This window comes from Streptococcus ilei (assembly GCF_000479335.1).
GTDB lineage: Bacteria > Bacillota > Bacilli > Lactobacillales > Streptococcaceae > Streptococcus > Streptococcus ilei.
This window is the reverse complement of record NC_022584.1, coordinates 512,477-535,970: the sequence shown is the minus strand read 5'-3', so window position 1 is coordinate 535,970 and position 23,494 is coordinate 512,477. Positions and strand designations below refer to the sequence as shown.

At 41.4% G+C, this 23,494-nt stretch carries 17 protein-coding genes and 1 other annotated feature; all 17 genes read left to right on the top strand.

Annotation, left to right across the window (positions count from 1 at the left end; all coding sequences use genetic code 11):
* Positions 1 to 3: 3 nt before the first annotated feature.
* The 17 genes from fakB to N596_RS02585 all read left to right on the top strand — a co-directional run bounded on the left by fakB (position 4) and on the right by N596_RS02585 (position 23,491).
* On the top strand, positions 4 to 852 hold the full coding sequence (fakB, locus tag N596_RS02670; protein ID WP_023026856.1) for a DegV family protein: 849 nt from the start codon (positions 4 to 6) through the stop codon (positions 850 to 852).
* Positions 853 to 861: 9 nt separating this feature from the next.
* Complete coding sequence (gene dapB / locus N596_RS02665) at positions 862 to 1,629, top strand: 4-hydroxy-tetrahydrodipicolinate reductase (protein WP_023026855.1); 768 nt, start codon at positions 862 to 864, stop codon at positions 1,627 to 1,629.
* Positions 1,626 to 2,846: a CCA tRNA nucleotidyltransferase gene (locus tag N596_RS02660; RefSeq protein ID WP_023026854.1), complete on the top strand. Its 1,221-nt coding sequence runs from the start codon at positions 1,626 to 1,628 to the stop codon at positions 2,844 to 2,846. Before dapB ends, N596_RS02660 begins: the two co-directional genes overlap by 4 nt.
* Positions 2,843 to 4,714 carry an ABC-F family ATP-binding cassette domain-containing protein gene (locus tag N596_RS02655; protein ID WP_023026853.1) on the top strand — a complete coding sequence of 624 codons (1,872 nt, stop codon included), beginning with the start codon at positions 2,843 to 2,845 and terminating at the stop codon, positions 4,712 to 4,714. Before N596_RS02660 ends, N596_RS02655 begins: the two co-directional genes overlap by 4 nt.
* Positions 4,715 to 4,724: 10 nt before the next feature.
* Positions 4,725 to 5,255, top strand: coding sequence for a DUF308 domain-containing protein (locus tag N596_RS02650; protein ID WP_023026852.1), 531 nt, complete (start codon positions 4,725 to 4,727; stop codon positions 5,253 to 5,255).
* Positions 5,256 to 5,388: 133 nt separating this feature from the next.
* Positions 5,389 to 6,348, top strand: coding sequence for an ROK family glucokinase (locus N596_RS02645; protein WP_023026851.1), 960 nt, complete (start codon positions 5,389 to 5,391; stop codon positions 6,346 to 6,348).
* Positions 6,349 to 6,442: 94 nt separating this feature from the next.
* Positions 6,443 to 7,282: a thymidylate synthase gene (locus tag N596_RS02640; protein WP_023026850.1), complete on the top strand. Its 840-nt coding sequence runs from the start codon at positions 6,443 to 6,445 to the stop codon at positions 7,280 to 7,282.
* A gap of 248 nt (positions 7,283 to 7,530) precedes the next feature.
* Entirely contained in the window at positions 7,531 to 14,901 is a 7,371-nt protein-coding gene (locus N596_RS02635; RefSeq protein WP_023026849.1) for a CshA/CshB family fibrillar adhesin-related protein, read from the top strand.
* A 149-nt stretch (positions 14,902 to 15,050) separates the two neighbouring features.
* Entirely contained in the window at positions 15,051 to 15,563 is a 513-nt protein-coding gene (locus tag N596_RS02630) for a dihydrofolate reductase (RefSeq protein WP_023023315.1), read from the top strand.
* Between the two features lie 210 nt (positions 15,564 to 15,773).
* On the top strand, positions 15,774 to 17,006 hold the full coding sequence (clpX, locus tag N596_RS02620) for an ATP-dependent Clp protease ATP-binding subunit ClpX (RefSeq protein WP_023026848.1): 1,233 nt from the start codon (positions 15,774 to 15,776) through the stop codon (positions 17,004 to 17,006).
* Between the two features lie 11 nt (positions 17,007 to 17,017).
* The gene (yihA, locus tag N596_RS02615; protein ID WP_023023313.1) at positions 17,018 to 17,614 is read left to right on the top strand and encodes a ribosome biogenesis GTP-binding protein YihA/YsxC; all 597 of its coding nucleotides are present in this window, start codon (positions 17,018 to 17,020) and stop codon (positions 17,612 to 17,614) included.
* A 146-nt stretch (positions 17,615 to 17,760) separates the two neighbouring features.
* The gene (locus tag N596_RS02610) at positions 17,761 to 18,459 is read left to right on the top strand and encodes a glucosaminidase domain-containing protein (protein WP_023026847.1); all 699 of its coding nucleotides are present in this window, start codon (positions 17,761 to 17,763) and stop codon (positions 18,457 to 18,459) included.
* A 190-nt stretch (positions 18,460 to 18,649) separates the two neighbouring features.
* Positions 18,650 to 19,447, top strand: a complete 798-nt coding sequence (locus N596_RS02605; RefSeq protein ID WP_023023311.1) for a formate/nitrite transporter family protein — start codon at positions 18,650 to 18,652, stop codon at positions 19,445 to 19,447.
* A gap of 63 nt (positions 19,448 to 19,510) precedes the next feature.
* Positions 19,511 to 19,646, top strand: a sequence feature (ribosomal protein L10 leader region).
* Between the two features lie 38 nt (positions 19,647 to 19,684).
* The gene (rplJ, locus tag N596_RS02600; protein ID WP_006596316.1) at positions 19,685 to 20,185 is read left to right on the top strand and encodes a 50S ribosomal protein L10; all 501 of its coding nucleotides are present in this window, start codon (positions 19,685 to 19,687) and stop codon (positions 20,183 to 20,185) included.
* A gap of 76 nt (positions 20,186 to 20,261) precedes the next feature.
* Positions 20,262 to 20,630, top strand: coding sequence for a 50S ribosomal protein L7/L12 (gene rplL / locus N596_RS02595; protein WP_001196965.1), 369 nt, complete (start codon positions 20,262 to 20,264; stop codon positions 20,628 to 20,630).
* A 486-nt stretch (positions 20,631 to 21,116) separates the two neighbouring features.
* The gene (locus N596_RS02590) at positions 21,117 to 21,569 is read left to right on the top strand and encodes a hypothetical protein (RefSeq protein ID WP_023023308.1); all 453 of its coding nucleotides are present in this window, start codon (positions 21,117 to 21,119) and stop codon (positions 21,567 to 21,569) included.
* 185 nt (positions 21,570 to 21,754) lie between these two features.
* On the top strand, positions 21,755 to 23,491 hold the full coding sequence (locus N596_RS02585) for an ABC transporter ATP-binding protein (protein ID WP_023023306.1): 1,737 nt from the start codon (positions 21,755 to 21,757) through the stop codon (positions 23,489 to 23,491).
* Positions 23,492 to 23,494: the final 3 nt, after the last annotated feature.

Genomic DNA, 23,494 nt, shown 5'->3' with positions numbered 1-23,494 from the left:
TGCATGAAATTAGCAGTCATCACAGATTCTTCTGCCTATCTATCAGATGAATCAAGAAGACACGATAATTTATTTGTCCTAGATATTCCAGTTGTCATTGATGGAGTATCTTACGTAGAAGGTAAAAACCTGACAGCAGAAGAGTTCTATCAAAAGATGGAATCTTCGTCTGAACTTCCAAAAACTAGTCAACCTAGTATCGCGGAATTAGAAGAACTCTTGGCGCAACTAGAATCAAAAGGCTATACCCATGTTTTAGGAATTTTCCTATCTTCAGGTATTTCTGGTTTCTATCAGAATATCCAGTATTTGAAGGATGAGTTCCCGAACATGACCATCGCTTTCCCAGATTCTAAGATCACCAGTGCTCCGCTTGGCTGGATGGCTGAAGAAGCAATCAAATGGGCAGGTGAAGGTCGGTCATTTGATGAAATTCTAGCTAATATCCAGATGCAAATCGATGGGACTTCTGCCTACATCATGGTAGATGATCTCAACCATTTGGTCAAAGGGGGCCGTCTTTCTAATGGAGCTGCGATCCTTGGGAATCTTCTCAGCATTAAGCCGATCCTCTATTTTAACGAGGAAGGTGTGATTGAAGTGTATGAGAAAGTTCGTACCGAGAAAAAAGCAATCAAACGTTTAGCTGAGATTGTCAAAGAAGGAACAGCGGATAAAGACTATCAAATCATTATCATTCACGGGAATGCACTGGATAAAGCGGAAACACTTCGTGATATTCTTCATCAAGATGGTTTTGCTGGTGAGATTCCATTTGCGACCTTTGGCAGTGTCATTGGCACGCATTTAGGAAATCATAGCGTTGCTATTAGTTTTGTACCGAAAATATAAGGAGAAAACATGCCAATTAAAGTAGTGATTGCAGGTTTTAAAGGTAGAATGGGCCAAGCGGCTTATCACATGGTGTTAGAAGATCCTGAGCTTGAACTAGTTGGCTTGATTGATCCCCATGCGTCTGAGAATGAGTTGGCGGGTGTTCCAGTCTTCCATGACAAGGAAGGCGTTTTGATGCTGGATGCAGATGTGTGGATTGACTTCACCATCCCTAAAGTTGCCTATGAGCATACCCGCTTTGCTTTGGAGCATGGACTGGCGCCTGTGGTCGGAACGACAGGATTTACAACAGAAGAAATCACTGACTTGATTGATTTATCTCGTGAGAAGAATATTGGAGGGCTCATCGCGCCAAACTTTGCCATTGGGGCGGTCTTGCTCATGCAATTTGCAGCGCAGGCAGCTAAGTACTTTCCAAATGTAGAAATCATTGAGTTGCATCATGATAAAAAGAAGGACGCTCCGAGCGGGACTGCTGTGAAGACGGCTGAGCTTATCAGTCAGGTCCGTCAACCGCAAGGGCAAGGTGCGCCGGACGAAGAAGAAAGTCTGCCAGGAGCTCGTGGTGCCAACTACCAAGGGATGCATATCCATTCGGTTCGCTTGCCTGGTCTGGTAGCCCACCAAGAAGTGATTTTCGGTAGTCAAGGAGAAGGATTGACCTTACGCCACGATTCCTATGATCGGGTGTCCTTCATGACAGGGGTTAATCTAGGAGTAAAAGAAGTAGTCAAGCGTCATGAGCTTGTCTATGGTTTAGAACATCTATTATGAGATTAAAAAAACTGCCTTCTGAATTTCAGGAGGCTTTGCCAATATTAGAAAAGATTCGAAAAGCTGGGTATGAAGCTTATTTCGTCGGGGGCTCTGTGCGAGATGCTATTTTAGGTCGTCCCATTCACGATGTAGACATCGCTTCCTCCTCTTACCCAGAAGAGACCAAGGCTATTTTCGAGCGGACCATTGATGTCGGGATTGAACACGGGACAGTCTTAGTTTTAGAGAACCATCAGGAATATGAAATTACCACCTTTCGGACAGAGGATGTCTATGTGGATTATCGGAGACCCAGCTCGGTAAGTTTTGTGCGCTCGCTAGAGGAAGATCTTAAGCGCCGAGATTTTACTGTCAACGCCTTTGCTTTGAGTGAAGAAGGGGAAATAATTGATCTGTTCAATGGTATGGAAGATTTGGACAATCGAATTTTAAGAGCTGTTGGAGTGGCAACAGAACGCTTTAATGAGGATGCTCTTCGTATTATGCGTGGATTTCGTTTTCAAGCCAGTCTTGGCTTTGATCTAGAAGAAGAGACCTTTAAAGCTATGACAGATTGCGCCCCCTTGCTAGAAAAGATCTCTGTCGAGCGTGTCTTTATTGAGTTAGATAAGCTCCTCTTAGCTCCTTATTGGCGAAAGGGCTTAGAAGGGCTGATTGCTAGTCATAGCTATCAGTATCTTCCTCTCTTACAGAATAGTCGTTCGTCACTAGAGAAACTTTTCCAACTGAAGATGGACTATAACTTTACGAGTTCGGAGCAAGCATGGGCTGCCTTACTCTTGACCTTAGATGAGAATAAGGTTTCTGCTTTTTTCAAGAAATGGAAAACATCTCGTGACTTCGCTAAGAAGGTGGAGCAGTTGGTTGAAATTTACCGCTTACGAGAAAAGGCTCGTTTAAATCGTCGGGACGTCTACCGCTATGATAAGTCTCTGCTCTTATCAGCGGAAGAACTACGTCAGGCTCATGGATTGCCCGTAGATTTCCAAGTCATTGAGGAATTGTATGATGCTCTAGCTATTCATGATAAGCATGAAATTGTAGTCAATGGTGGGATGTTGATCAAGGAATACGGCTTAAAACCAGGTCCAGCTCTAGGACAAGTGATTTCTGCCATTGAATGGGCCATTGTAGATGGAGAATTAGAGAATGACATTCAAGCGATTGGAGATTTTTTGAGCGACTATCTTGAAGCTAAGAAGGGGGAAGCATGAGCGATTTTATCGTTGAAAAACTAACCAAGTCCGTTGGGGACAAAACGGTCTTTAAGGATATTTCTTTCATCATTCATGAGCTGGATCGGATTGGACTAATCGGGGTTAACGGAACAGGGAAAACAACTCTCTTAGATGTTTTATCAGGTCGTTCAGGCTATGACGGAGATCGTTCTCCTTTTTCTGCAAAGAATGATTATAAGATTGGCTATCTCACTCAAGAACCTCAGTTTGATGATAACAAAAGTGTCCTCGATACAGTGCTGTCAGAAGATGTGAAAGAACTCCAATTGATTCGTCAGTATGAACTGTTGACGAGCCAGTACGATGAGAGTCAGCAAGCTAAACTGGAAAAAGTGATGGCAGAGATGGATTCTCTCAATGCATGGGAAATTGAAAGCCAGGTCAAAACAGTTTTAACTAAACTGGGGATTCAGGATCTATCTGCTAAGGTTGGTAGTTTGTCTGGAGGGTTGCGTCGCCGTGTCCAGCTAGCACAGGTTCTCCTAGGAGACCATGATTTGCTCCTGTTAGATGAACCGACCAACCATTTGGATATTGATACCATCGAATGGTTGACCAATTTTCTAAAGAACTCTAAGAAAACCGTTCTTTTCATCACCCATGACCGTTATTTCTTGGACAATATTTCAACTCGAATTTTTGAACTGGATCGTGCTGGTCTAGTCGAATATCAAGGGAACTACCAAGATTATGTCCGCTTGAAAGCTGAGCAGGACGAGCGAGATGCGGCTCTTCTTCATAAGAAGCAGCAACTGTATAAGCAGGAATTGACTTGGATGCGTCGGCAACCGCAGGCGCGTGCTACTAAGCAACAGGCGCGGATCAATCGTTTCCACGACCTCAAGAAGGACCTATCTCACCAGACTACAGAAACAGATCTGGAAATGTCCTTTGAAACCAGTCGGATCGGTAAGAAAGTCATCGAATTTAAAGATGTCGATTTCGCCTATGACCAGGGCCCTATTCTGCAGCAGTTTAACCTTTTGGTTCAAAACAAGGATCGGATTGGAATTGTGGGAGATAATGGTGTTGGGAAATCGACCCTGCTCAATCTCATTGCTGGGAAACTCCAACCGACTGCTGGGAAGGTTGTTATTGGAGAAACAGTGAGAATTGCTTACTTCTCGCAGCAGATCGAAGGTTTGGATGAAAGCAAGCGGATGATCAACTTCCTGCAAGAAGTAGCGGAAGAGGTTAAGACTAGCGCAGGCTCTACGTCGATTGCTGAGTTGCTGGAGCAATTTCTCTTTCCACGTTCCACTCACGGTACTTTGATAGAGAAACTTTCTGGTGGTGAAAAAAAACGCCTCTATCTCTTGAAACTTCTCATCGAAAAACCAAATGTCTTGCTCTTGGACGAGCCGACCAATGATTTGGATATCGCCACTTTGACGGTGTTAGAGAACTTCCTACAAGGCTTTGGTGGACCAGTCATCACGGTTAGTCATGATCGCTATTTTCTAGACAAGGTCGCTTCTAAGATTCTAGCTTTTGAAAATGGTGGTATCCGCGAATTCTTTGGAAATTATACGGATTACCTAGATGAGAAAAAGTTTGAGCTAGAAATGGCTACAGAAAATAGCAAGCCAGAAAAAGAAAAGGTAGTCAAGATCCGGGAAGAAAAGAAACGGATGAGCTACCAAGAAAAGCAGGAGTGGGCAACCATTGAGAGTGAGATCGAAGCGATTGAAAACAAGATTGCAACTATCGAAGCTGAGATGAATGAGAATGGTTCTGACTTCGGGAAGTTGGCCAGTCTTCAACGTCAGATGGATGAAGAAAATGAGCAACTCTTAGCCAAGTATGAACGTTATGAGTACTTGAGTGAGTTGGCAGAAAACTAAAGGAGGCAGAATGCAGCATATTAGTAAATACAGTCTATTATTGTCATCATTTTTATTTTGTGGCATTGGATTTATTCTCTTTGTAAATCCAATCGAAAAGATTGCCACCTTTAGCTGGTTGATTTCACTGGGCTTTTTCTTGATTTCAGTTTCGCGTTTGTCACGTTACTACCGTCTACGGACCCAAGCGACCTTGTCAGATCCCTATTTGTTCCAAAGTGCGGTTTCACTGGTCTTTGCAGTCTATCTTTTGCTCTATGGCTACAAGACCTTGCCAATTGTCTTTCCGATGACACTTGGTATTTGGCTCTTGTATAAGTCTGCTTTGAGTTTGAAAAAGGCCCATTACCTTTCCAAACGATCTGAAGAATTATCCAAGAAATTTACATTTTGGGGGCTTATTCAACTGTTTACAGGATTGTTTCTCATTGTTAGTCCTCTATCTATTAGTATCTTCTTGTTACATATTTTGGGATTGTTCTTCTTCATAATTGGCGTTCAATCCTTGAGACTCTTTTTAAAACTTCATAACGAAGAGTAAAGAAATCTGTCTGTGTTTTTGCAGACAGGTTCTTTTTTGCAAATGAAATTGAGAGAATTCTTGAAAAATGATTGAAACCCTTTTCACATTTTGGTATACTAGTGTCAAGAGAATAGGAACAAAGGAGTGTAAAATGTCCAAGAAAATTATTGGTATTGACTTAGGTGGAACATCTGTCAAATTTGCCATTTTGACGCAAGAAGGTGAAATTCAAGAAAAGTGGTCTATTAAGACCAACATCCTCGACGAAGGAAGCCACATCGTTCCTGATATCATCGCTTCCATTCAACATCGCTTGGAACTATTAAACCTTTTAGCAGAAGATTTCATAGGAATCGGAATGGGATCACCTGGTGCAGTTGATCGCTTCGAAGGAACGGTTATCGGGGCCTACAACCTTAACTGGAAGACTCTTCAGCCAATCAAGAAAGATATTGAGTCTGCCTTGGGAATTCCTTTCTTCATCGACAATGACGCTAACGTTGCTGCCCTTGGTGAACGTTGGAAAGGTGCTGGCGAAAATCAACCAGACGTCGTCTTCATGACACTTGGTACAGGTGTTGGTGGCGGTATCGTGGCGGAAGGAAAACTCTTGCACGGTGCTGGTGGTGTAGCTGGTGAACTTGGCCATATCACAGTAGACTTCGATCGTCCATTTGATTGTACCTGTGGTAAGAAAGGTTGCTTGGAAACAGTAGCTTCAGCAACTGGTATTGTCAATTTGACTCGTCGCTATGCAGATGAATATGCAGGAGATGCAGAGTTGAAACGCTTGATTGACGATGGTGAAGATGTCACAGCTAAGACTGTCTTTGATTTGGCTAAAGATGGGGATGATTTGGCCTTGATTGTCTACCGTCATTTCTCTCAATACTTGGGTATTGCTTGTGCCAACATCGCAAGTGTCTTGAACCCAGCAAACATCGTCATCGGTGGTGGTGTATCAGCAGCAGGTCAATTCCTCTTGGATGGGGTTCAAAAAGTCTTTGATGAAAATACTTTCCCACAAGTTCGTACTTCAACCCAACTGGTGCTTGCTAATCTTGGAAATGATGCAGGAGTTATTGGAGCTGCGTCACTTGTCCTACAATAGAATCATACAAAAAGAGTTCTAAATTGAATCATTTAGAACTCTTTTTATTTATCCTATGTTATAATGAAAGTATTAAAGTATTTAAGGAGAATGAATGACAAAAGCAGATATCCTTTTTAAAGAAAATATTCGAAGAATTATGGAAGAAGGCGTCTGGTCTGAGCAGGCTCGGCCTAGGTACAAGGATGGTACAACTGCCAATTCCAAGTACATTACTGGGGCTTTTATGGAATTTGATCTAGCCAAAGGCGAGTTTCCTATTACGACGCTTCGTCCTATCGCCATTAAGTCGGCTATCAAGGAGATGCTCTGGATCTACCAGGACCAGTCCAATAGTCTAGAACTCCTAAATGACAAATACCAAGTTCATTACTGGAACGACTGGGAAGTAGGAGATACGGGAACGATTGGAGAGCGTTATGGTGCTGTCGTTAAAAAGCACGACATCATCAACAAGATTCTCAAACAGCTGGAAGCCAATCCCTGGAATCGTCGTAATATCATTTCTCTATGGGACTACCAAGCCTTTGAAGAGAGCGAAGGACTCTTACCTTGTGCTTTTCAAACCATGTTTGATGTACGTCGTGTCGATGGGGAAATCTATCTGGATGCGACCTTGACCCAACGTTCGAATGACATGTTGGTAGCGCACCATATCAATGCCATGCAATACGTGGCTCTTCAAATGATGATTGCCAAGCACTTTGGCTGGAAGGTTGGCAAGTTCTTTTACTTTATTAACAACCTCCACATCTATGATAACCAATTCGAACAGGCAGAAGAATTACTTCGGCGCGAGCCATCTGATTGCCAGCCTCGTTTGGTATTGAATGTACCAGATGGCACCAATTTCTTTGAGATTAAAGCCGAGGACTTTGTTTTGGAAGATTATAATCCAGTCAAACCTCAATTGAAGTTTGATTTGGCTATTTAGGCTTTAAACAAAAAGTCACTATATAGAACTATATAGATAGGAAGAAAGTTTAAGTTTTTTCATAAAAATGAACCATACTTCCTATTATTTAAATTTAATGATTAGTAATATCATCAAAAATTTTAAAAATGATTAGTTTTTTGAGTCATTTCACTTTGATATTTTTAACTAGTCTGATAGAATATATAAGGTTTAAAATATAGGCCAATAAATTAGCTTATTAATTGTAAAAAATTATGGAGGAAAATATGGGCAAAGATTTATTTAATGATCGCATTAGCAGATTTTCGATTCGTAAATTGAATGTCGGAGTTTGCTCTGTCCTTTTAGGAACACTCGTTATGGTTGGTACAGCGTCTAGCGTATCAGCCGAAGAAAACGCAGAGAACCCAACAACTGTTGCAAAGGCAACAGAAGAAGGGGCTCAACCTGCTACAACAACAGAAGCTCCTGCTTCTACAACAACTGAAGCGAACACTGCTACAACAAGTGAAGCTTCAACTTCAGCTAAGACTTACAATGCTGAAGCACCAGTAACTGCAGCAGGTGCAACACCAACAACAACTACTGAACCAACAACTGCAACTACTACTGAAGATAAAGCGGCTGTAGCAACTCCTGCAACAACAGAAGCTTCAACAAACCCAAACAACAAGGCAACTGATGCAACTTCAACAGATAAGAAAGAAAATGTGGCTGCAGGTGTCGAAGCACCAACTACAGAAAAACCTGCTGTGACTGCAGAAACATCTGGTGGTAAGCGAAGTGGCCGTACTCGTCGTGCTCTTGGTGACGCCAACGATCCTAACTTGATCGCGGATGACGTTGAAGATGCAACTTCAACTCCAAAAGTTGAAAAACCAGGCTTTACAACAGATCTTGATGCCAAATCTATGACCAGCCAGATTACTTGGTTGGACTTTGGAGATGTAGCTAACTGGACAGGAACTACTACAGTATTAGTTCCTAAAAGTGAAGTTAAACCAACTGAGAACTTAGAAGAAAAATTGGCTCTTCAAGTTGGGTCTACCTATACCAAGGAAATCATGCCTGGTTATGTAGTTACTGTAAAAGTCAAATCCTTGAAACCTTTCCAAGCGACTGAAATCTATAAGAAACGGATGGAAAATCAAGGGGCTACAGAAGCAGAAAAAGCAACCTATGATCCAAATGCAAAAAATGGTTATGTAAGTGGAGTCACTTCAAATGCTGCTAAGCAAGCTTTTAACGATGGTGAAGAAGCCAAAGTCATCGCTGATCCCCAAAATAATTGGACTGAAATCAGATTTGAGAATATTGATACGAAAACCAAGAAGACTACCATAAGTTCAGCTTTGAATGGTGGAAATATTGGAGTTCAGTTTGAAATCTCTGCAACCTTCCGAGGTAAGACAGTTAAGCCAGCTATTGTTATGGCTGATGGGGAGTCTGCTAACCCAGGTGAATTAGTTATGTTCACTACCAACGGACAAGGTTGGCAGCATATTGGAGAATGGAAAAAGTATACCAGACCAAGTACTTCTGAAACATATTCACCACAAGATACTGAAAATCTTTTTGGACCTAATCCTAAATTTAATAATACCAACTTAAACCAACTTCGTAGATCTACTGAAGTTGGACCAGAAAAGAAACCAGTAGTTTGGAAGTATTTTGGAAATCCTGACCAAGTTACAGGTGGTCTAGGAACCGGTATCTTTGGACCTAACATTTCTGCAGGTAATTATACTGTTCCCCTCGTGATGACACGTGGTGCCTCTGAAATTGGACTTTATATCGCTTCGGGTGGTAAACAGTCAGCAATGCTAGGATTCTTCCCGCTTGATGAAGGGGATGCTCCTGAGTCATATGGTAAGGCAGTCCATACCATTGCAACTGTTGACGGTGTTACTGGAGCTAAAGTAAATCAACCATATCTTGGTAATGTGAGCCCAGATATGGATGAAAACACGACTCTTGACTGGTTCGGTGATGATAAGGCAACTACGGCCGATGAAGGAATTGACCAATTGCTTCCGGATGAACTCAAAGGGACAACCAATGAGATGATCAAGATGGATCGTACACGCCCAGGTAACTACAAAATGTCAGTTCAAGCCCATTTGGATGGAGCTTCAGAAGCACATATCTATGGTTGGGTAGACTTTAACCAAAATGGTAAATTCGACGAGGATGAACGCTCAAATCTCGCTACAATCACACAAGATGGCACTGTTGAGTTGACCTTCGCAAACAGTAAGACTTTTATTGATCCAAGTATCAACGAATTAGGTGCTCGTGTCCGTATTGCTAAGAAAGCTACTGAGATTGAAAGCCCAACGGGTATGGCCTTCTCAGGGGAAGTAGAAGACTTCAAGACTCAAATCACCCATCCACCAAAAGGGGAATTCAAGGAAACTTCTGGCCCTCAAGGTGCCAAACAAACAGCGACTGTAGCCTTTACAGCACGTGGAGAGCACAAGTATCAACGTAACTCTCAGGCAGTCATCGACGAAACTGTAGAACCATACATCGTTGATAAAGATGGTAACCGTGCGACTCTTGATGCAGATGGGTACTATGTTGTACCAGGTCAAGGGAAATACAAGATTACTGCCAATGGTAAAGACGTAGACGTTGAGTTTATCCCAGAAGATAACTTCCTAGGAACTGCAGATGGTATCTCTATCCGTCGTGTAGATAACAATGGTTACGATACGGGTTGGTCAACAAAATTCCCAGACCAAGAACCAAACATTAATGGTCAGTTAAATACCATGGATGGTCAATACGTTCCAACAGTCACTCCGATTGAAATCGAAGGGGTTGACAAGACATCGACTGATGTTCAAGGTGCAACTCAAAAAGAAACACCAACCTTTAACACAACTGAAACTAACGCAAATGGAGACAAGATTTCGGTCACTCCAAGTGCAGAATACCCTGCTAAGTTAGTAGATCCAGCAACAGGACTTTCTACTGATGCGCCATCTGTAACAGTAGATGGAGAAGGAACATATACGATCAATCCTACAACGGGCGAAGTAACCTTTACTCCAGATCCTAGCTTCACTGGTACTGCAAAAGGTGTGGAAGTTACATTGTCAGCGCCAGTTGGTCGCAATAAAGACGGTAAGGTTCAAGCGGAGTACGTTAAGACAGCTACAGCTAAGTACACACCAACTGTCACACCAATCACAGTGACTCCAACAAACAAAGTTTCTGAGGATATTCAAAACGTTCCTCAAACTCAAACTCCTACATTTGAGTTGAGCAACGACAAGACTGCTGAAATCACAAGCAAGAAATTGGTAGATCCAGCAACTGGTCAGCCTACTGATGAAACAACTGTGACAGTAGAAGGTGAAGGAACATACTTAATTGATCCTACTACAGGAGCAGTAACTTTCACTCCTGAGAAAGACTTTGTCGGAACTGCTAAAGGGGTTAAAGTCCAAGCAACTGCGACTGTTACCAATGCAAATGGTAAAACTGCAACTATTACTTCTGATGCAAGCTACACACCTACTGTAAAAGCAGCTGTACCAACAGCAGATCCAGCTACATCTAAAGATATCCAAGGTGCCACTCAAACAGGTACTCCAACCTTTGCGGGTACAACTGTTTCTGTAAATGGTGAAGACAAAAAAATTACTATTAAAGATAACAGCTACACACTTTTGGATAAAGACGGTAACGAAGTTTCAACTACAACGGCTTACGCTGAAGATGGAACAACACCAATCGGTACATTCACGATCGACCCAGCAACTGGTACTGTAACCTTCACACCAACTGATAAATCTTACACAGGTAAAGTAACGCCTGTTAAGGTTCAAGCTGAAAGCTCAAACGGAATCAAGGTTGATACAACTTACACTCCAGAGATTGTTCCAGTAACACCAACTGCAACACCAGCTGAAACAAAAGATGTTCAAGGTTCTACTCAAACAGGTAAACCTGAATTCAAGGGTGGAACTGTAACGGTTGATGGCGTTGAAAAGACTGTTGAAATCAACGAAGATGTTCCAGCAACATTCGATGACGGTTCAACAACTAAGACAGTAGAAGGTGTTGGTACATACACAGTAGCAGCAGACGGTACTGTTACATTTGTACCAGAAAAATCATTTGTAGGAACTGCACCAGCTGTGACAGTTGTCCGCGAAGATAAGAACGGAACAAAAGCTTCAGCGACCTACACACCAACAGTATTGCCAGTAACACCTGAAGCAACACCTGCTGAAACCAAAGACATCCAAGGTGCTACTCAAACAGGTAAACCTGAATTCAAGGGTGGAACTGTAACGGTTGATGGTGTTGAGAAAACTGTTGAAATCAACGAAGATGTTCCAGCAACATTCGACGACGGATCAACAACTAAGACCGTTGAAGGTGTTGGTACATACACAGTAGCAGCAGACGGTACTGTTACATTTGTACCAGAAAAATCATTCGTAGGAACTGCACCAGCCGTGACAGTTGTCCGCGAAGATAAGAACGGAACAAAAGCTTCAGCGACCTACACACCAACAGTATTACCTGTAACACCTGAAGCAACACCAGCTGAAACAACTGACATCCAAGGTGCTACTCAAAAAGGTAAACCTGAATTCAAGGGTGGAACTGTAACGGTTAATGGTGTTGAGAAGACTGTTGAAATCAACGAAGATGTTCCAGCAACATTCGACGACGGTTCAACAACTAAGACAGTAGAAGGTGTTGGTACATACACAGTAGCAGCAGACGGTACTGTTACATTTGTACCAGAAAAATCATTCGTAGGAACTGCACCAGCAGTAACCGTTGTCCGCGAAGATAAGAACGGAACGAAAGCATCTGCAACCTACACACCAACTGTAACTCCAGTAACACCAACAGCAGAAGATGCAACTTCAACTGATAAACAAGGTCAAGAACAATCTGGTAAACCAACCTTCACACCAGGTAACGAAAACGTCCCAATGGATGATGATACACCTGCAACCTTTGAAGATGGTTCAACTACGAAAACAATTCCAGGAGAAGGAACTTACACAGTAGCTCCAGACGGAACAGTAACCTTCGTACCAGAAAAATCATTCACAGGAACAGGAACAGGCGTGACTGTTAAACGTGTAGATAAGAACGGTACACCAGTAACAGCTAAGTACACACCAACTGTAACTCCAGTAACACCAACAGCAACTCCGGCTGAATCAGAAGCACCTCAAGGTGTGGTTCAAACTGGAACTGTGACCTTCACCGAAGGTGACTCAGTTGCACCAATCGACAAAGATACCATTACTCTTCTTGATGAAAATGGTCAACCAGCAGAATCTGTAGTTGCTAAATCACCAGAAGGTAAAGAAATCGGTACTTTCACAGTTGATAAAGAAACAGGCCTTGTAACCTTCACACCAACTGATAAGTCATACTCAGGGGATGTAGTTTCAGTTAAGGTTCAAGCCAAGGATGCAAACGGCACTCCAGCTGAAACAACATACACACCTAAGATTACTCCAGTTGTACCAACTGCTGAACCTGCAACATCTACAGACATCCAAGGTAAAACACAAACAGGTACACCAAGCTTTACACCTGGTAACCCTGCAATTCCAATGGATGATGAAGTTCCAGCAACCTTTGAAGATGGATCAACTACGAAGACAATTCCAGGAGAAGGAACTTACACAGTAGCTCCAGACGGAACTGTAACCTTCGTACCAGAAAAATCATTCACTGGAACAGGTACAGGGGTAACAGTGAAACGTGTTGATAAGAACGGTACTCCAGTTACTGCAACTTACACACCAACTGTAACACCAGTAACCCCAACTGCTGAGCCAGCAACTTCAACTGACAAGCAAGGTCAAACCCAAACAGGTAAACCAACCTTCACAGCTGGTCATGAAAATGTTCCTTTGAACGACGAAGTTCCAGCAACCTTTGAAGATGGTTCAACTAAGAAAGAAATTCTTGGTGTTGGTATTTACACAGTAGCAGCTGATGGTACTGTAACCTTCACACCAGATCCACGCTTTGTAGGTGAAGCACCAGCAGTAACAGTTGTTCGTGAAGATATGAACGGAACAAAAGCTTCTGCAACCTACACACCAACTGTAACACCAGTTACTCCAACAGCAGAACCAGCTACATCAAAAGCTCCTCAAGGAATTGTTCAAACAGGCAAACCAACCTTCACTGAAGGGGATCCAATTGCTCCTATGAGCCCTTCAACCTTGAGACTTTACGATGATTCTGGTAACCCAGCTGACCAATTGGATGCCTTCGCACCTAATGGCGATATCATCGGTAAATTCACAGTTGATAAAGAGAAAGGCGAAGTGATCTTCACCCCAACTAACAAAGCTTACTCAGGTGAAGTTCTTCCTGTAGGTGTTTCAATGGAAGATGCAAATGGTACCTTTGCACGTACAACGTACACACCATTCATCACTCCGGTAGTTCCAACAGCAGAACCAGCTACATCAACTGATATTCAAGGTGCTACTCAAACAGGCAAACCAAGCTTCACTGAAGGAAATCCTGCAGTACCAATGGACGATGATGTACCTGCAACATTTGTTGATGGCTCAACTACTAAGGTTGTTCCAGGAGAAGGAACTTACACAGTTGCTCCAGATGGAACTGTAACCTTCGTACCAGAGAAATCATTTGTTGGAACTGCATCAGGAATCGTGGTTCAACGCCAAGATAAGAATGGTACAGTTGTGAAAGCTAAGTACACACCAACTGTGACTCCAGTTGCACCAACAGGAGAACCAGTTACTTCAATTGGTAAGAAGGGTGCTACTCAAACAGGTAAACCAAGCTTCACCGAAGGTGACAGCCGTGTACCAATGAACGACGAAGTTCCAGCAACCTTTGAAGATGGCTCAACTACGAAGACGATTCCAGGTGTTGGTACTTACACAGTAGCAGCAGACGGAACTGTAACTTTCACTCCAGAACCTGAATTTACTGGTACTGCACCAGCAGTGACAGTAGTTCGTGAAGATGTGAACGGAACAAAAGCTTCTGCAACTTATACACCGACTGTTCTTCCAATCACTAAGTTTGTTGATAAAGAAGGTAAGGAAATCCCAGGATATCCTACAGTTGATGGAGAAGAGCCAAAAGCTGAAATTCCAGGTTACCGTTTCGTTGAAACCAAGAAATTACCTAATGGTGATACAGAGCACGTCTACGAGAAAGTTACAACTTCACACGTAGATGAAAATGGAAAACCAATTCCTGGTTATCCAACAGAAGATGGTGAGCAACCGAAGAAAGATATTCCAGGTTACGAGTTTGTTAAGACAATTGTAGATGAGAACGGTAATACTCAACACATTTACAAGAAGACGGTGACACCAACACCAACACCGACTCCTACACCAACTCCAACACCAACACCAACTCCGGTTCCTACACCAACACCGACTCCAGATCCAGTTCCAACTCCAGATCCAGTTCCAACTCCAGATCCAAAACCAGTTCCAGAAACTAAGGAAACTAAATTTATCAATCCATCTGATGAAACAGCAGTTCTTCCTGAAACTGGTACTGAGGAAACTTCTAAAACTGGTCTTGCTATTCTTAGCGCCTTGACAGGTCTCTCATTATTCGGACTTGCTAAACGCAAAAAAGAAGACTAAGATCTAGGATTTGTCTCATTAAAACCGCGAGAAATCGCGGTTTTTTTGAGGGAAAAAATGGGAAGTTTTGCTCAAGGAAGCAATAGTTAGAAACAGTCTTTTCTTGAAAAATTTGATAAAATAGAAGTATCAGTATAAAGGATGTAAAAATGAGTAAGAAAGTAATTGGCATTTGGGCTCAGACGAAGAGTGGAGTGATCGGCAAAGATCAGGTCATGCCTTGGCATTTACCTGCTGAATTGCAGCACTTTAAACAAACGACTACAGGCCATGCGATCCTCATGGGAAGAGTTACCTACGAAGGTTTAAACAAACGCGTCCTCCCAAATCGGACCAATATCATTCTCTCTAGAGATGACAAGTATGATGTAGAGAATGAAAAGGTTTTGCTAAAAACCTCAGTTGAAGACGTTTTAAACTGGTATAAGGGACAGGATTTGTCACTCTTTATTATCGGTGGTGAGAAGGTCATCCGTCTTTTCGAGCCTCATCTAGAGGAGCTCTATCAGACTGTCATCGATGCCGAATTGGAAGGAGATACCTACTTCCCAGAAGATTTCCGGTGGGACCAGTTTCAATTATTAGACGAGCGGACATTCGAAAAAGATGAAAAAAACCCTTACGACTTTACTATTAGACATTTTGAAAGAAAGGAAGACTAGTTGATGGAACGTAGTATCTTTGGCTTTTTTACAGCAGTTTTATGCGTGATTTGCCTGGTATGTGCTTCCCAGACTCTTCGGAAAAAGCGCTATGGCTTAGCCACCCTCTTCTTATTAAATGCCTTTACTAATCTTGTGAATTCTATTCACGCCTTTTATATGACTTTATTTAAATAAATTACAAACAGACTATAGAATCGGGAGAAGAAAATGCCTACAAATCAATCAAACGATATGATGGTTTATTGTTCGTTTTGTGGTAAGAACCAAGACGAAGTACAGAAGATTATTGCTGGGAACAATGCCTTTATCTGTAATGAATGTGTTGAGTTAGCTCAAGAAATCATTCGAGAAGAATTAGCTGAGGAAGTCTTGGCAGACCTTTCAGAGGTTCCAAAACCAATCGAACTTCTCAATATCCTTAACCACTATGTCATCGGTCAAGATCGTGCTAAACGAGCACTAGCAGTAGCTGTCTACAATCACTACAAACGGATTAACTTCCACGAAAATCGTGAAGATGACAACGATGTGGATCTACAAAAATCAAACATTTTGATGGTCGGTCCTACAGGTTCAGGAAAAACTTTCTTAGCTCAAACGCTTGCTAAGAGTTTAAATGTGCCATTTGCCATCGCCGATGCAACAGCCTTGACAGAAGCGAGTTACGTCGGAGAAGACGTTGAGAACATCCTTCTTAAGCTCTTGCAAGCAGCTGATTTCAATATCGAACGTGCTGAGCGAGGCATCATCTATGTTGATGAAATCGATAAGATTGCCAAGAAGAGTGAGAACGTCTCGATTACTCGTGATGTATCTGGTGAAGGGGTACAGCAAGCCCTCTTGAAGATCATCGAGGGTACTGTAGCGAGTGTTCCACCTCAAGGCGGACGCAAGCATCCTCAACAAGAGATGATCCAAGTTGACACCAAAAACATTCTTTTCATCGTTGGTGGAGCCTTTGATGGAATTGAAGAAATTGTGAAACAACGTCTAGGTGAAAAGATTATTGGGTTTGGTCAAAACAACAAAGCCATTGATGAATCCAGCTCTTACATGCAAGAAATCATTGCAGAAGATATCCAAAAATTCGGTATTATTCCTGAGTTAATCGGTCGTCTTCCAGTTCTTGCTGCATTAGAGCAATTGACAGTGGATGACTTGGTTCGTATTTTGAAAGAACCAAGAAATGCCTTGGTGAAACAATATCAGGCTCTCTTATCCTTCGATGATGTTGAATTAGAATTTGATGACGAAGCGCTAGAAGAAATTGCAAGTAAAGCCATTGAACGCAAGACTGGTGCTCGCGGACTACGCTCCATCATCGAAGAAACTATGTTGGATGTGATGTTTGAAGTTCCAAGTCAAGAAGACGTCAAAATGGTTCGGATCACCAAAGAAGCAGTTAACGGAACTGAAAAACCAATTTTAGAAACTGCCTAGAAAGAAATTCTATGAAAGTAAATACTCATAATGCGGATATCCTCTTGAGTGCTGCTAATAAAAGCCATTATCCTCAAGATGATATCCCAGAAGTTGCACTTGCCGGTCGATCAAATGTCGGCAAGTCTTCTTTTATAAATACCATGCTAAATCGCAAGAACTTGGCCCGTACATCTGGAAAACCAGGAAAAACACAGTTGTTAAACTTTTTCAATATCGATGACAAACTTCGTTTTGTCGATGTACCCGGCTATGGGTATGCCCGTGTCTCCAAAAAAGAACGCGAGAAATGGGGCAAGATGATTGAAGAATATCTGACAACGAGAGAAAATTTAAGAGCGGTTGTCAGCTTGGTAGATCTTCGTCATGAACCCTCAGCAGATGATGTCCAGATGTACGAGTTTTTAAAATATTACGAGATCCCTGTTATCTTGGTTGCGACGAAAGCCGACAAAATTCCAAGAGGAAAATGGAACAAGCATGAATCCATGATCAAGAAGAAATTGGATTTTGATAAAACAGATACCTTTATCATCTTTTCATCGGTCAATAAAACTGGAGTAGAAGAAGCTTGGGATGTAATTTTTAACTTTAGTTTCTCGGAATAAATCGTATTATTACTGATCTGTTATTTATTTGTTTGATTTATCTCGATATTGTAATTAAAACGTAATATTGAACTCAACAATTTAATGCTTTTCTGTGCTATAATCATCTTAAAGAGTTTTCATTAAAACATTAGGAGATTATCACATTGAAAAAAATACTAAATAAATCGAAATTGATTGGATCCTTAGTAGCTCTGGTAGCTGCAGGAACAGTAGCAGCAGCCATGAGTGAGCACGTAGGAAACGTTGGAGCAAATGATGAAGCATATTCTCAATATGCAGATCCGACAGAAGCCTTCATCTCACAAATCGGTGAATCTGCTCGCCAACTTGGTCAAGAAAATGATCTGTATGCATCTGTTATGATTGCTCAAGCCATTTTAGAAAGTGGTTCAGGTCAATCTGGTTTGTCATCGTATCCACACTATAACCTTTTTGGTATTAAAGGGAGCTATGCTGGTCAATCTGCAGTGATGCAAACTTGGGAAGATGACGGTGCTGGAAATGCCTATACCATCAATGATGCTTTCCGTTCATACCCTAGCTACTATGAATCATTGCAAGACTACGTTGCGGTTTTGAAACAAGGTCATTTTGCAGGAGCTTGGAAGAGCAATACAACAAGCTATCAGGATGCAACAGCTGCTTTAACTGGTGTCTATGCTACTGACACTAGTTACTATGCAAAATTGAACCACATTATTGAAGCTTACAATCTTACTCAATATGATTCACCAAGTGTTTATGGTGGATATGAAGGGACAGTTTACAACCCTTATCGCCAACAATATACGACCCAAGAAATCTTGAACTTGGATATCGCTTGGGCGAATCGTTTCTTATAATATATGAATTAAATTGAATTATAAACAGACTATCATAGTCTGTTTTTTTATTTCATCGTTTTAAATCGTTTTATTTATATTTGTTGTGGAACCCAGTATTTTTATTTAAATTTTTCTGAAAGCCTTTTCAGGAATTCCATTCTATGATATAATGAAGAAGTTCACAAATCCAATATATAAGGAGATTCAGATGGGAGAATCAAATTTTGTTCTTAAGGTAGAAGCAGCATGTCAGAAGAAGGAAGAATTGTATACAGCTTCTAAAGCTCGTTATGCGGTTCGATCTATGTTTGCGGGTGCGTTTTTGACAATGAGTACTGCAGTAGGGATTGTGGGGGCAGACCTTCTCAACACCTTCTTGCCAGGTTCTGGTCGTTTCTTATTCCCGTTTATTTTTGCCTGGGGATTGGTTTATTTACTATTCTTAAATAGTGAGTTAACGACTTCCAATATGATGTACCTTACAGCTGGTGTTTATTTAAAGAAGATTAATTGGAAAAAAGCTTTAGAAATTTTACTCTATTGTACATTCTTTAACCTAGTCGGTGCTTTGTTCCTCGCTTTCCTCTTTGGACAGACTAGTGCATTTGCAAACCTAAATCCAAAAGGCTTCCTTGGCTCGGTTGTAGAGATGAAGCTCCAACGTTCGAATCAATTGGTCTTCTTCGAAGGAGTTATTGCCAACATCTTCGTTAACATAGCAATCTTGTCCTACCTTTTCTTTAAAGATGAAACAGCGAAAGTTTTGTTGGCTTTGTCAGCTATTTATATGTTTGTATTTCTTACAAATGAACACATTGCGGCAAACTTTGCTTCTTTCTCACTGGCTACCTTTAATTCTATTTCTAAAGATTTGCCTCATTTAGAGTTCTTCAATGTCCTTCGTCATTACGCTGTCACTTTTGTAGGTAACTGGGTAGGAGGAGGAGTACTCATGGGCTTGGCCTATGCATGGCTCAATCGTACAAAGACTATTTATAAAGATTAAATATTTTTTAAAAAAAGTTTGCAAAAATACTTGCATTCTTTTTTTTTATGTGATAAACTAAGTAATGGTTTGAAAAAACTGCCTAAGACAGTAGGGGAGCTCGACTCGTAAATATCCTACCGAGGACAAAACGTATCATGTAAAAAGAAGCGTATTGTACTTTCGTGTCTAGGTTTGGGCGCGTTTTTCTTTTGGAAAAATTCCCCAAGCAAAATAATTACGGAGGTGAACACACTAATGAGTGAAGCAATTATTGCTAAAAAAGCGGAACTAGTTGACGTAGTAGCTGAGAAAATGAAAGCTGCTGCATCAATCGTCGTTGTAGACGCTCGTGGTTTGACAGTTGACCAAGATACAGTTCTTCGTCGTGAGCTTCGTGGAAGCGAAGTTGAGTACAAAGTTATTAAAAACTCAATCTTACGTCGTGCAGCTGAAAAAGCTGGTCTTGAAGAATTGGCATCAGTATTTGTTGGACCATCTGCTGTAGCATTTTCTAATGAAGATGTTATCGCACCAGCGAAAATCTTGAACGACTTTTCTAAAACTGCTGACGCACTTGAAATCAAGGGTGGTGCAATCGAAGGCGCTGTCGCATCAAAAGAAGAGATCCTTGCTCTTGCAACTCTTCCAAACCGCGAAGGACTTCTTTCTATGCTCCTTTCTGTACTTCAAGCGCCAGTGCGCAACGTTGCTCTTGCAGTCAAAGCGGTTGCAGACAACAAAGAAGACGCGGCTTAATCTTAAGCTACGCAGCGTAGCCTAGCTACAAAAAAATATAAATAAAAAATTTAAAACTTATTTGGAGGAAATAACAATGGCATTGAACATTGAAAACATTATTGCTGAAATTAAAGAAGCTTCAATCCTTGAATTGAACGACCTTGTAAAAGCTATCGAAGAAGAATTTGGTGTAACTGCAGCTGCTCCTGTAGCTGTTGCTGCAGCTGGTGCTGCTGACGCTGGTGCTGCTAAAGATTCATTCGACGTTGAATTGACATCTGCAGGCGACAAGAAAGTCGGCGTTATCAAAGTTGTGCGTGAAATCACTGGTCTTGGTCTTAAAGAAGCTAAAGAACTTGTTGATGGAGCACCTGCACTTGTTAAAGAAGGTGTTGCTACAGCTGAAGCTGAAGAAATCAAAGCTAAATTGGAAGAAGCTGGAGCTTCAGTTACTCTTAAATAATAGAGTTTCCAATCAAAATGAAAACCGAGGTTTAGACCTCGGTTTTTTTGTGTACAATTTCGAATTTAGTTCTTTGTATTTGATCCTATATCTGAAGAAACCTTAGAAATGGATGAAAAAGAAGGTGGGACAAATAGTGGATCTAGTCTTTTCGTTAATCGAATAAAGTTAAAAGTTGAACTTGAAATTAAGGATAAGACAGGAACGCAGTTCTGCCTCAGTTAGTTTGTTTGGGAATGAGCAGGAGTAGCCTATAGTTTCAAAAGAGGATAGTATTGCTATCTTCTTTATTTTTTCACGAAAGAAGTATGGTACTGTAAAAAAAGTCTTTAAATCATTCAGCGTACTTTCGCTCTTAAACGCTGTAGAACAGTGCATTCCCAACGGTTACTCCCAATTCTTATCGAGTTCTTACTAATTTATTATATTGTTAGACTTCTATTTTTTTGATAGAATAGTCCTTATCAACAAAAAAGGAGATTTCTGATGAAATACTTTAAACGTCTTGTCTTTGCTGCTTTGTTGGCAGTTGGTGCGATTTTCCTTGTAGCTTGTGGTTCTACAACTAGCGATAATGGGAAATATGTCTATAAAGCTGAGAAGGATCAAATTAAAAGCATCCTTAAAAAGCAAGGGGCTAGTGAGGAACAACTTGAGCAGGTGATTGATCAATTTGATTTGACAATGACAATTGAAATTAAAGATACAAAAGCTAAGATGATTATCGAAATGAAAGCTCTTGGTGAAAGCAAAAAGAAAACAATTGACCTGAAAGCTGATCAAAATGCTAAAACTCTTGAATCAGCAGAAGGTGGTAAAGATAAAGTCAAGTATAAGATTGATGGTGATGTTTTAACTTTGGATGTATCAAAAGCAGAATCTAGTGATTATGAAGTTTTTGCTTTCTTCAAAGATGCAAAATTCAAACGTCAGAAATAATCGTATCTAGAGGGGATGGCTGAGGCTATCCTCTTTTTTCTTCATGGTTTTCATTAGCTCTTTTCCTTGCTAGCCACCTAGGGTTCTGATATAATGAGGTTACTGTGAAGAAGGCGTGTGAGCTTTCTAGAATCATTTAAAAAGTACTTGACGGTGCTTTTTTATTGTATAGGGAGGAGAAAGGTATGGGATATATTTGGTCTTATTTGAGAAAATATCCAAAATGGTTGTGCTTGAATTTTACAGCAGCCATCTTTTTTGTGATTGTTAATCTCGGTTTGCCAACTGTTTTGGCCCGTATGATTGATGAGGGAATCAATCCGAGAGATATAGAGCGTGTTTATTTCTGGGCCTGGGTTATGTTTGGTGTGATCATCGTCGGAATTCTTGGTCGAATCGTTCTGGCCTATGCGGTTGGGAAGATTACTACAACCATGGTTATGGATATGCGGAATGATCTTTATGAGAAGCTTCAGGAATATTCTCACCATGAGTATGAAAAGATTGGCGTTTCTTCTTTAGTGACACGGATGACGTCTGATGCTTTTGTCCTGATGCAGTTTTCTGACCAGATGTTAAAACTTGGGGTCATTACTCCCATCATGATGGTGTCGAGTATTCTGTTGATTTTACAAACGAGTCCATCTCTTGCCTGGATTGTGGCGATTTCGATGCCTTTTTTGGCCGTGGTGGTCTGGTATGTAGCTGTTAAGACCAAGCCTTTGTCAGAGAAGCAGCAGGAAACCCTAGATAAGCTCAATCAATATGCACGAGAGAATCTTACAGGCCTTCGTGTCATTCGTGCTTTTGCACGTGAGGAATTCCAAGAGGAAAAGTTTGGCCAAGCTAATGCAGTCTATGCGGACAACTCTAATAAACTCTTTAAACTGACTGGTTTGACGGAGCCACTCTTTGTCCAAATCATCATCGCTATGATTGTAGCTATTGTGTGGTTTGCCTTGGATCCTCTAGGGGATGGGAGTTTAGAAATCGGTAATCTTGTCGCCTTTATCGAATACAGTTTCCATGCCTTGCTTTCATTCCTTTTCCTAGCCAATCTCTTTACCATGTACCCACGGACAGCTGTCTCCAGTCATCGTTTGAAAGAAATAATGGACATGCCCATTTCCATTGATCCAAATGAAAATGGGGTAACTGAGACAGAAACCAAGGGTTATCTGGAATTTGATAATGTCACTTTTGCCTATCCTGGTGAAACAGAGAATCCAGTCCTTCACAATATTTCCTTTAAGGCTAAACCGGGTGAAACCATCGCCTTTATCGGATCGACCGGTTCTGGGAAATCCTCTCTCGTTCAGCTCATTCCTCGATTCTATGATGTCACCTTAGGGAAAATCTTGGTTGATGGCGTGGATGTTCGTGATTTTAACGTTAAAGCCTTGCGCCATAAGATTGGATTTATCCCGCAGAAGGCCCTGCTCTTTACAGGGACCATCGCTGAAAACCTTCGTTATGGCAAGGAAGATGCGAGTATAGAAGAACTAGATAAGGCAGCAGATGTAGCCCAAGCCAAGGAATTTATCGAGAGTAAGGAAGAACAGTTTGACACTCATTTAGCAGAAGGTGGTAGCAACCTTTCTGGAGGTCAGAAGCAACGTTTATCGATTGCACGTGCAGTTGTGAAGGAGCCGGATATCTATATCTTTGATGATTCCTTCTCGGCTCTGGACTATAAGACAGATGCAACGTTGAGAAAACGTCTCAAGGAAGTGACAGGAGATGCGACCGTCTTAATCGTTGCCCAGCGGGTTGGGACCATTATGGATGCGGATCAAATCATTGTCTTGGATCATGGAGAAATCGTTGGTCGTGGAACGCATGAAGAGCTTCTGGAAACCAATGAAATCTACAGTGAAATTGCCCGCTCACAGTTGAATAATCAATCATTGACAGAAGAATAGGAG

What these genes read in the sequence shown, in the direction of transcription:
- fakB (WP_023026856.1), top strand. Translation starts at nt 4, where the DNA reads ATGAAATTAGCAGTCATCACAGATTCTTCTGCCTATCTATCAGATGAA.
- dapB (WP_023026855.1), top strand. Translation starts at nt 862, where the DNA reads ATGCCAATTAAAGTAGTGATTGCAGGTTTTAAAGGTAGAATGGGCCAA.
- N596_RS02660 (WP_023026854.1), top strand. Translation starts at nt 1,626, where the DNA reads ATGAGATTAAAAAAACTGCCTTCTGAATTTCAGGAGGCTTTGCCAATA.
- N596_RS02655 (WP_023026853.1), top strand. Translation starts at nt 2,843, where the DNA reads ATGAGCGATTTTATCGTTGAAAAACTAACCAAGTCCGTTGGGGACAAA.
- N596_RS02650 (WP_023026852.1), top strand. Translation starts at nt 4,725, where the DNA reads ATGCAGCATATTAGTAAATACAGTCTATTATTGTCATCATTTTTATTT.
- N596_RS02645 (WP_023026851.1), top strand. Translation starts at nt 5,389, where the DNA reads ATGTCCAAGAAAATTATTGGTATTGACTTAGGTGGAACATCTGTCAAA.
- N596_RS02640 (WP_023026850.1), top strand. Translation starts at nt 6,443, where the DNA reads ATGACAAAAGCAGATATCCTTTTTAAAGAAAATATTCGAAGAATTATG.
- N596_RS02635 (WP_023026849.1), top strand. Translation starts at nt 7,531, where the DNA reads ATGGGCAAAGATTTATTTAATGATCGCATTAGCAGATTTTCGATTCGT.
- N596_RS02630 (WP_023023315.1), top strand. Translation starts at nt 15,051, where the DNA reads ATGAGTAAGAAAGTAATTGGCATTTGGGCTCAGACGAAGAGTGGAGTG.
- clpX (WP_023026848.1), top strand. Translation starts at nt 15,774, where the DNA reads ATGCCTACAAATCAATCAAACGATATGATGGTTTATTGTTCGTTTTGT.
- yihA (WP_023023313.1), top strand. Translation starts at nt 17,018, where the DNA reads ATGAAAGTAAATACTCATAATGCGGATATCCTCTTGAGTGCTGCTAAT.
- N596_RS02605 (WP_023023311.1), top strand. Translation starts at nt 18,650, where the DNA reads ATGGGAGAATCAAATTTTGTTCTTAAGGTAGAAGCAGCATGTCAGAAG.
- rplJ (WP_006596316.1), top strand. Translation starts at nt 19,685, where the DNA reads ATGAGTGAAGCAATTATTGCTAAAAAAGCGGAACTAGTTGACGTAGTA.
- rplL (WP_001196965.1), top strand. Translation starts at nt 20,262, where the DNA reads ATGGCATTGAACATTGAAAACATTATTGCTGAAATTAAAGAAGCTTCA.
- N596_RS02590 (WP_023023308.1), top strand. Translation starts at nt 21,117, where the DNA reads ATGAAATACTTTAAACGTCTTGTCTTTGCTGCTTTGTTGGCAGTTGGT.
- N596_RS02585 (WP_023023306.1), top strand. Translation starts at nt 21,755, where the DNA reads ATGGGATATATTTGGTCTTATTTGAGAAAATATCCAAAATGGTTGTGC.